Source organism: endosymbiont of Riftia pachyptila (vent Ph05) (assembly GCF_000224455.1).
In the GTDB taxonomy this organism is placed as follows: Bacteria; Pseudomonadota; Gammaproteobacteria; order Chromatiales; family Chromatiaceae; genus Endoriftia; species Endoriftia persephonae.
Genome location: NZ_AFOC01000124.1, coordinates 1 through 8,509, shown reverse-complemented (window position 1 = coordinate 8,509; position 8,509 = coordinate 1). Strand labels below are relative to the sequence as shown.

10 protein-coding genes and 1 pseudogene are annotated in these 8,509 nt (G+C 58.3%); 6 read left to right on the top strand and 5 right to left on the bottom strand.

Annotated elements, in window-relative coordinates:
* The 3 genes from RIFP1SYM_RS18390 to RIFP1SYM_RS14765 all read right to left on the bottom strand — a co-directional run.
* Positions 1-180: hypothetical protein (locus RIFP1SYM_RS18390; protein WP_039960650.1), on the bottom strand; the 180-nt coding region annotated here is incomplete at its 3' end.
* Between the two features lie 143 nt (positions 181-323).
* Positions 324-941, bottom strand: a complete 618-nt coding sequence (locus tag RIFP1SYM_RS14770) for an MlaC/ttg2D family ABC transporter substrate-binding protein (protein ID WP_005966231.1) — start codon at positions 939-941, stop codon at positions 324-326.
* Positions 942-1,207: 266 nt separating this feature from the next.
* On the bottom strand, positions 1,208-2,779 hold the full coding sequence (locus RIFP1SYM_RS14765) for a transporter substrate-binding domain-containing protein (protein WP_005966230.1): 1,572 nt from the start codon (positions 2,777-2,779) through the stop codon (positions 1,208-1,210).
* A gap of 178 nt (positions 2,780-2,957) precedes the next feature.
* Here RIFP1SYM_RS14765 and purE point away from each other — a divergent pair, with 178 nt between their 5' ends.
* Together purE and tsaC are read left to right on the top strand one after the other, a co-directional pair.
* Complete coding sequence (gene purE, locus RIFP1SYM_RS14760; RefSeq protein WP_005966229.1) at positions 2,958-3,464, top strand: 5-(carboxyamino)imidazole ribonucleotide mutase; 507 nt, start codon at positions 2,958-2,960, stop codon at positions 3,462-3,464.
* Positions 3,433-4,026, top strand: coding sequence for an L-threonylcarbamoyladenylate synthase type 1 TsaC (gene tsaC / locus RIFP1SYM_RS14755; protein WP_005966228.1), 594 nt, complete (start codon positions 3,433-3,435; stop codon positions 4,024-4,026). The genes purE and tsaC overlap by 32 nt, the downstream gene beginning before the upstream one ends.
* Before the next feature lie 607 nt (positions 4,027-4,633).
* Here the strand turns inward: tsaC and RIFP1SYM_RS14750 are convergent.
* Entirely contained in the window at positions 4,634-5,008 is a 375-nt protein-coding gene (locus RIFP1SYM_RS14750) for a thioredoxin family protein (protein ID WP_006474631.1), read from the bottom strand.
* A gap of 85 nt (positions 5,009-5,093) precedes the next feature.
* On the opposite strand from RIFP1SYM_RS14750, the gene hemB reads away from it, so the two are divergent.
* Entirely contained in the window at positions 5,094-6,104 is a 1,011-nt protein-coding gene (hemB, locus tag RIFP1SYM_RS14745; protein WP_005966226.1) for a porphobilinogen synthase, read from the top strand.
* Between the two features lie 10 nt (positions 6,105-6,114).
* Positions 6,115-6,930 (top strand): shikimate dehydrogenase, encoded by an 816-nt coding sequence (gene aroE / locus RIFP1SYM_RS14740; protein WP_005966225.1) that lies wholly within the window; start codon positions 6,115-6,117, stop codon positions 6,928-6,930.
* A gap of 20 nt (positions 6,931-6,950) precedes the next feature.
* On the opposite strand, the gene RIFP1SYM_RS14735 is transcribed toward aroE, so the two are convergent.
* Entirely contained in the window at positions 6,951-7,493 is a 543-nt protein-coding gene (locus RIFP1SYM_RS14735; RefSeq protein ID WP_005966224.1) for a gamma carbonic anhydrase family protein, read from the bottom strand.
* 56 nt (positions 7,494-7,549) lie between these two features.
* Between RIFP1SYM_RS14735 and RIFP1SYM_RS14730 the strand changes: the two genes are divergently transcribed.
* Positions 7,550-8,092 (top strand): LemA family protein, encoded by a 543-nt coding sequence (locus tag RIFP1SYM_RS14730; RefSeq protein ID WP_370443648.1) that lies wholly within the window; start codon positions 7,550-7,552, stop codon positions 8,090-8,092.
* Between the two features lie 4 nt (positions 8,093-8,096).
* Positions 8,097-8,509 (top strand): annotated as a pseudogene (locus tag RIFP1SYM_RS14725) (E3 ubiquitin ligase family protein); the annotation flags it as partial.

Below are 8,509 nucleotides of genomic sequence, written 5' to 3'. Positions count from 1 at the left end.
GTCGGTCACCGGCGGAGTTACAGCTGCCTCACTCGCATCATCAGCCGTGGCGTTCGTTTGCACCTGCGACATCTCGCCCACTGTAGATCCAGGTTCAGCAACCTCCTCTGCCGCGATAGTGCCGGCAGACAAAGACCAAAGCAGAGAGAGGGCGACAGAGAGGGTGGTTTTCTTCAGCATACGGCATCTCCATTGATATACAGATCCAGGCCAGCAAAAGCTTTGCTGGAACAAAGACGTAATCGATCCGGTAGGTCAATCTATCGCTTGAGCTTCAGCAGATCAATCAACCTTTACAGCTCAACACGCCTTTCAGTCTAGCATCATGAGGCGGGCCGGACGGAGTCAGTCTTTGCGCCCTTTTTTAGCTGAAGTGCTTTGCGTTCAAGCTTGTAGAGGAGCCCTTCCATGCCCTCTCGTTTCACCAGACCCCGATACTCGACGCGATAGTTGCTAATCAGGCTGACCCCCTCGATGACCACATCATAGACAGCCCAATCATTGCTTTTGGAAAGCAGCTTGAAATCGATGGGGATCTGCTTTGATTTTGTGATCAGCATAGTCTGCACCACCGCACGCTTTCCCTGGCGTTTTTCCCGCCCGATGCGCACCTCTTCCCCACTATAGTTATCGATCGCTGAGAAGTAGGTATTTTCCATCAACTCCCTGAAATAGCGTTCAAACCGATCCCGCTGTTCGTCAGTGGCCTTGCGCCAGTTGATCGCCAGAATAATTCTCGACATTACCCGATAGTCGAAATGGCTGCGCACGACGTCACGCACTGCCAAGCGCCGCTGCTCGCGGTTGAGATTCGGGTTATTCAGCACCTGCATCACCGCATCCATGGAGAGTGTTACCCGTTCGGTGGGTGAGATCCCTTCCTCAGCAGACGCCGATGCCGTGATTAACAGAAACAGCAGAGAGTAGAGTGTCCACCTCATCCTCTTAATCCCCCAACAAGGAAGTGAAGCCGATTCAAAAGATAGCAGGAAAAACCCTGCTATCCATGATTGGCGATATGAGAAAGATGGTTGGGGAGTGAGTTAAGAGGCTCCTGAACAAATCATGGACGGCAGCCTTGCGGCCCAAATTTCCTGCTGCTGCGTGGAAAATCTTGGCAATAGGCCAGCTATTACCCGCGATTTTCTTCTTGCAGCAGAAAATTTGGCCTCCTAATTCTGCTCGCCCAGATTCATTCTGGGAGCCCCTAAAGCCCCTGATAGGCAGAACCCACACCAGCGTTCGTAGTGCCTTCCGGTGCCTGCCCCTCTTCCTGACTGGTGACAGGCTCATCCTTGACCAGCTGCGGTTTCTGCGTCGGCCGCGGCCCGATCTTTGGCTGCAGGTCGTCAGGCTTGACCTGTTCTGACGGCTCGGGCTGGGGCTCCAGCTTGGTCTGGAGATGCTCAGAGAGCTGATAGGTCACACCGGCCTGCTTCACCACGCACCCCCGCGAGTTGCGGATTGTGCGGTAGTGGTTAACGACCCAGATCACGCTACCATCAGAACGCAGCAGCCGATATTCAAGACTACTCACCGCGTTTTTCGACATCGCCCGGGTCAACCGATCCACTACTCGATCTCGGTCATCAGGATGAATTTTGGAGAGGACTTCGTGGGGGGTGCCGCCGAAGGTACCCGGCAGCTCCCCTGCAAGCCGGCACATACCCTTGTCCCAGCGATAGCGATTGCGTTTCAGGTCCCACTCCCAGAAGCCGAAAGGCAGCGCTTCAGAGAGCAGGTTCAACCGCCCCTGGATCGACCGAATCTTCCGTTTTGCGCGCCGAATCAGGGTCTTCAGCTGCTCACGCTCATGCTTCATCTCCTTTTCGATCTTGCGTCGACGCAACAGCGAGTTCTTCATCGATTTGGTGCGCCGCGAAACCTTGCGCTTGACCAACCAGCGGAACGCCAGATACCACCCGACAAACCAGCCGAGTAGCAGAACAATAATCAATGCGCCCCGCACCGTTTCGTTATCTGTGAGGCTTGGCGCCTCGCCGATGTTGGACCAGCGCCGACGGATGCTGGCGTGCTCTTCTGGCGTGATCAGCGCAATGCTTTTCTCGAGAATCGAAGCCACCAGGGCCTGGTTGCTGTCGACCGCCATCACCAGATTCAACAGACCACCGATCGCGCCATACTCCTGCAGCCGGTCAATCCCCTGACGCTTGAGATGATAGCGCGACGAGGCGATATCTCCGAGATAAGCGTCGACCAAACCATTGTTGACGCTCTGCAAGCCAGCCAGAGCACCAGACACCTCAACCCGCCGGATATTTGGGTAGCGCTCGTTGACCCAACGACTCCAAAAACCGCCGCGTACAACGGCCACCGCACGCCCATCCATCTCAGTAGGGGTCAGTAGTGGGCCGTTTTTTCTGGTGTAGATCGCTCCCGGAATCGAGAGATAGGGTTGGGTGAAGCGCATGCTCGACGCCCTATCCACCGACCAGGTGGTGGCACCGACCATATCGATCTCTCCATCCTTGAGTGCGCGCTCCATCGCCGAAACCTCATTGAAGCGCACCACCTTCAGCCCAGCCCCCGCCTTCTCGGCGACAAAGCGAAGATAGTCTGCCGCCACGCCCCGCGGCTGGTTAGCCTCACCAAGGTAGAGGATCGGCGAGTTAGTATTGATGATGCCGACCCGCAACTGAGGGTGTGCTTTCAGCCACGCCATCTCTTCCTTGCTGTACTCGACTCCAGACGCCATCACCTCTGCCATGACACTCATGACAAGAATGAAGCCCCCCAGCATGCGCCGAAAATGTACCATCGATCTTCTCCAAAAGTTCCGGCAGCGCTTTAGCCCAAGCCGGCCAGGCTATGCGTGGAACAACAGTTTTTCCGCATCCAACAATCAACCCAGTGCTTCACAAAGCAGTTCACACTGGTCATAAAATAGGCTTTCGGGTATCTTCTCCCGCCTTCCAACAGACAAAAAACCTGATCCAATGAACAAGCCCTTTGTAGCCGTACTAATGGGATCCGATTCGGACCTGCCCGTTATGCAATCCACCCTGGACGTGCTTCGCGCCCTGGCGATCCCCTATGAAGTGAAGATCACCTCCGCACACCGCACTCCCGATACCACCCACACTTACGTGAAGGACGCCGATCAGCGCGGCTGCGCCGTGTTCATCGCCGCCGCGGGCCTCGCCGCCCATCTCGCGGGTGCGGTTTCCGCCGCAACCCTGAAGCCGGTCATTGGCGTCCCGCTCGACGCTGGTCCGCTAAAGGGCATGGATTCACTACTCTCCACCGTGCAGATGCCTGGCGGCATCCCCGTCGCAACCGTTGCCATAGGCAAGGCCGGCGCAAAAAATGCTGCCTATCTCGCCTCTCAGATCATGGCGCTGGGCGATACCGAGCTGGCAACACGCATTCGTGCCGAACGCGAAGCCAACGCCAAAGGCGTGATCGAAAAGGATGCCAAACTCCAAGCCGACCTTGCCCGCTAATCCATCCATCCATCCCTGGCGGTTACGTCAAGCCGCCAGGGTGATCCTTGGTGGCGGTATTCTCGCCTATCCAACCGAATCGGTTTTCGGACTCGGCTGCGACCCGCTCAATCCCCAGGCGGTATTCCGCTTGCTGCGCCTGAAGCAGCGGCCAGTCAGCAAGGGACTGATACTCATCGCCTCCGACTTCAATCAACTGCAGCCCTTCATCGACCAACTGCCATCGCAACAACTAGAGCCGGTAATACAGAGCTGGCCCGGCCCCCACACCTGGGTGTTGCCCGCGGCCCCAACACTGCCATTCTGGCTGCGCGGCGATCACTCGGGCATCGCGGTGCGGGTAACCAACCATCCGTTGGCGGCGGCTCTCTGCCGCGCCAGCGGTCGTCCACTCGTCTCGACCAGCGCCAATCGCAGTAACCATCCACCTGCACGCAATGCGCTACAGGTGCGTCTGTGCTGTGGCGGGGAGATCGACATGATTCTACATGGCGCCACCCAGGGGCTCGCCCAGCCCACATCAATCCGTGACGCACTGACCGGAATCATCCTGAGATCTTGAGTCAGTCAAGCCTGAGGCTCTCTTCTATGTCAGTACAACTTGCCTTCCCAGCTAGCACTGATCATTTATCGGATATGCAGAATACCACCCGCTTCTCCCCAAAATAGAGGAACAATCCGCACTTTTTCGATATTTTTCGAGGAAATCAGGGAAAAGACTCAAGCATCTGAAGTGGTTGCCGCCTTACCTCTTCTTGCATTGGCACCCCACGCAAATATTTAATCCAGAGGGCCGCAAGAAGTCACTCCTCGAGACTCCTCTGCTGCTTCAGGGACGCTGAAAAACGGACAAAAAAAAGGCCCAACCGGGGAGGAGTTGGACCTTAGAGTAGCGCAATGATTGCGCTGGAGGAGGATCAAATTCAATGTCTGCCTGTTGCCCTTATTGATCGGCGCCCATCAATAAACCTTTAGCCTGTGTGAAAAAAAATTTACGCCCCCGAAAAAACCAGCCGCGAACTCGTAACTACTTGTTAACAAAGAAATAACCAAACAATCACCAACCCTATGAAAGAGGCCACGATTCTCATAAGACAATCGTTTGTGATTTAAATTCCCCTACTCCCGCAGATTTTTTTCTCTCTCCTCACCCTATCCAGACCAGCAAATCAGGCACTGTGCTGCGCCAGATAGTCGCCCAAGTGCTCCTCAATCCACTGTCGCAGCCAGTGGCTCGCCCGTGAGCCGTGAAAGCGCCCCAACTCTTCCCCGTGATGGAACAAAATCACCGTCGGGAAACCCCGCAGACGAAAGCGGCCCGCCAGGCGCATATTGTCATCCACCTCCACCTTGCCAAGGCGCACCACGCCTTCGAACTCATCGATGACCCGCTCCAGCGCCGGTGCCAGCGAGATACAGGGGGCACACCACTCGGCCCAGAAATCGACCATCACCGGTTGTTCATTGGAGGCATCGATCACCTTCTGCTCAAAGGTGGCCTCTTCGACATCGTAGATATAGGGAGATTTGTGCGGCTTCTGCATGCCCTTCAATGCCTCAGAATTGGTTAAAATCGCGCATCATAGGTTATCTTATGGGGTTTACCCAAACCGTCAGGGGACCGAATCCATGTCGAATTCAAGTAGCCGTTCGCCCTTTCCCGCCACCCGCATGCGCCGCATGCGCCGCAGCGACTTCTCCCGCCGCATGATGCGCGAGAGCCACTTGAGCTCCGACGACTTCATCTATCCGGTATTCGTGCTCGAAGGCCAGGGCCAGCGTGAAGCGGTGCCCTCCATGCCCGGTGTGAAGCGAATGAGCGTTGACCTGCTGATCGAAGAGGCAAAGACTATCTATGGGCTGGGCGTGCCCGCGATGGCTCTGTTCCCTGTCACCCCTATGCAGGTGAAGACCGAGGATGCCCGCGAGGCCTTCAATCCGGATGGCCTGGCACAACGGGCCGTGCGCGCACTCAAGGATGCCGTACCCGATCTCGGCATCATCACCGACGTGGCGCTCGACCCCTTCACCACCCACGGTCAGGACGGCCTGATCGATGCCTCCGGCTACGTACTCAACGACGAGACTAAGGAGGTGCTGGTAAAGCAGGCCCTCTCCCACGCCGCCGCCGGTGCCGACGTGGTCGCCCCCTCCGACATGATGGACGGACGCATCGGCGATATCCGCACCGCTCTCGAGAGTGACGGTCATATCCACACCCGCATCCTCGCCTACTCCGCCAAATATGCCTCCAGCTTCTACGGCCCGTTCCGCGACGCAGTCGGCTCCGCCGCTAACCTTGGCGGCGGCAACAAATACAGTTATCAGCAGGATCCGGCCAACAGCAACGAAGCGCTGCACGAGGTCGCCCTCGACCTGCAGGAGGGCGCCGACATGGTGATGGTAAAGCCAGGCATGCCCTATCTCGACATCGTCCGACGTATCAAGGATGAGTTCATGGTGCCCACCTTCGCCTATCAGGTGAGCGGCGAATACGCGATGCTCAAGGCCGCCGCGCAGAACGGCTGGCTCGACGAACAGGCGGTGGTGATGGAATCGCTGCTCTGCATCAAACGCGCCGGCGCCGACGGCATCCTCACCTACTTCGCCAGACAGGCGGCCGAGTGGCTCAACGCCTGAGCAGATCAACATGAGCGACCGCTACGCCGTCATCGGCAACCCCATCGAACACAGCAAGTCACCGCTGATCCACGCCGCCTTCGCCAGACAGACCGGCGAAGCGATCGAATATGGCCGCCTGCTCGGCAGGCTGGATGATTTCGAAGGCGATGCGAAGCGCTTTTTTACCGAGGGCGGGAAGGGACTCAACGTCACCGTGCCGTTCAAGGAGCAGGCCTGGCGCATGGCCGACGAACTGAGCCAGCGCGCCCACACCGCCGGCGCGGTCAACACGCTGATCCGCCTGGAGAACAACCAGCTGCGTGGCGACAACACCGACGGTGTCGGCCTGGTGCGCGACCTGAGTCACAACCACAGCTTTGAATTGGCGGACAGCCGAGTGCTGATCCTCGGTGCCGGCGGTGCAGCACGCGGGGTACTGCGGCCACTGCTGGAAGCCAAACCGAAGCGCCTGATCATCGCCAACCGCACTGCCATCAAGGCCTACTCCCTCGCCACAGGCGTGGCCGAACTGGGGCGGGTGGCCGGCTGCGGGTTGGACGAGCTGGAGGGAATGGAGTTTGACCTGATCATCAACGGCACCGCCGCCGGGCTGCAGGGTTCAGTGCCACAGATCCCCGATAGCGTGCTGGCAAAGGGCGGCTGGTGCTACGACATGCTCTACAGCGACCAGGCCACTGCTTTCCAGCAGTGGGGTTACAACCACAAGGCGAGCCGCGCCCTGGATGGACTCGGCATGTTGGTGGAGCAGGCCGCCGAATCGTTCCGCCTGTGGCGCGGCATTCTGCCCCACACCAAATCGGTGATCGCCCAGCTGAGAGGCTAGAAAGCCTCTCAGCGGCATTCCTACGGCTTACCCAGCCGATGCCGCCCGGCCAGCCGCACATAGTGTTGCGCGGAGTAGTCCAGAAACTCCCGCTCCTGCTCGCTCAATGGGCGCACCCGACGCGCCGGCGAACCGACCCACAGATAGCCCCCTTCGAGGTGCTTGCCAGGCGGCACCAGCGAGCCTGCACCAACCATGGCACCGGGTTCGAGCACCGCGCCATCAAGGATTCTTGCCCCCATGCCGATAAAGCAGCCATCGCCAATCGTGCAGGCATGCAGGATCGCCTGATGCCCCACCGTCACCCGGTCGCCGATCAACAGCGGCAGCCCGCCCGGCAGATAGGCGCTGTCGTGGGAGACATGCAGCACCGAACCATCCTGGATGTTGCTTGCGGCGCCAATAGTGATACGGTGCACATCGCCACGGAGCACACTCATCGGCCAGATCGACGATTGCGGACCGACACTCACATCACCGATGATCACTGCGGTCTCATCCACCCAGGCGTCGTCGTCGACCTGGGGGGTGCGGGATTCGAACGAGCGGATATTATTAGGCATAGAACTCTTTCAGCTGGGGGAACACAATGGAGATTGTACTGTTCGTCTTGATCGGCATGATCATCGCTGTCGTACTCTACGGGATCATGATCTACAACAACCTGGTTCGGCTCAAACACGGCGTCAGCAAGGCCTGGTCAAACATCGACATCCTCTTGAAACAGCGCCACGACGAGCTACCAAAGCTGGTCGAGACCTGCAAACAGTACATGAAATTTGAGCAGGAAACCCTGGAAAAAGTGATGCTGGCGCGCGCTGCGGTGTTCAAGGCCCGGGAAAAGGGCGACGTGGGGGCAGTTGGCGCTGCTGAGAGCGAACTGCGCATCGGCCTTGGCAATCTCTTCGCAGTAGCGGAGAACTACCCAGATCTGAAGGCTAACGACTCCTTCCTGCACCTGCAGTCACGCATCACCGGACTGGAGAACACCATCGCCGATCGGCGTGAGTTCTACAACGAGAGCGTAAATAACAGCAACGTTCGCATCGAACAGTTCCCCGATGTAATCATCGCCGGCATGTTCCATTTCAAATCGGCCGAACTACTAGAGTTCAGCGGGGCAGAGAAGCAGGACGTGAATATGGGCGCACTGTTTAGCTAGCACCATGCACCACGACATCCTCACCATGCCGGAACTGACGTTCTGGATCTGGGTGAACAGCTTAGCGCTGCTCTGTCTCGCCGCTCTCTGGTTCGCCTTCCGCAACCTCTCCCGCGCACGCATCATCGAAGACACCCCCACCTCGTTGATCCGCTCCGCCCATCAGGGCTATGTCGAGCTGAACGGCACTGCCGCAACGATGCAGGGGGAGCCGATCCTCACCCCACTGACCCACGTCCCCTGCTGCTGGTATCGCTACCGCATCGAACGCCGCCACGAAAAAGGCTGGCGCACCTCCCAGCAGGGCAGCAGCGATGGTCTGTTCCTGATCAAAGATCCCACCGGCCAGTGCATCATCGACCCCGACGGGGCGCAAATCACCCCCAGCGAGCGGCAGGTCTGGTACGGTGGCTCCAG

Excerpts from the sequence above, each read along its gene's own strand:
- RIFP1SYM_RS14770 (WP_005966231.1), bottom strand. The coding sequence starts at position 941 with ATGAGGTGGACACTCTACTCTCTGCTGTTTCTGTTAATCACGGCATCG.
- RIFP1SYM_RS14765 (WP_005966230.1), bottom strand. The coding sequence starts at position 2,779 with ATGGTACATTTTCGGCGCATGCTGGGGGGCTTCATTCTTGTCATGAGT.
- purE (WP_005966229.1), top strand. The coding sequence starts at position 2,958 with ATGAACAAGCCCTTTGTAGCCGTACTAATGGGATCCGATTCGGACCTG.
- tsaC (WP_005966228.1), top strand. The coding sequence starts at position 3,433 with ATGCCAAACTCCAAGCCGACCTTGCCCGCTAATCCATCCATCCATCCC.
- RIFP1SYM_RS14750 (WP_006474631.1), bottom strand. The coding sequence starts at position 5,008 with ATGCAGAAGCCGCACAAATCTCCCTATATCTACGATGTCGAAGAGGCC.
- hemB (WP_005966226.1), top strand. The coding sequence starts at position 5,094 with ATGTCGAATTCAAGTAGCCGTTCGCCCTTTCCCGCCACCCGCATGCGC.
- aroE (WP_005966225.1), top strand. The coding sequence starts at position 6,115 with ATGAGCGACCGCTACGCCGTCATCGGCAACCCCATCGAACACAGCAAG.
- RIFP1SYM_RS14735 (WP_005966224.1), bottom strand. The coding sequence starts at position 7,493 with ATGCCTAATAATATCCGCTCGTTCGAATCCCGCACCCCCCAGGTCGAC.
- RIFP1SYM_RS14730 (WP_370443648.1), top strand. The coding sequence starts at position 7,550 with ATGATCATCGCTGTCGTACTCTACGGGATCATGATCTACAACAACCTG.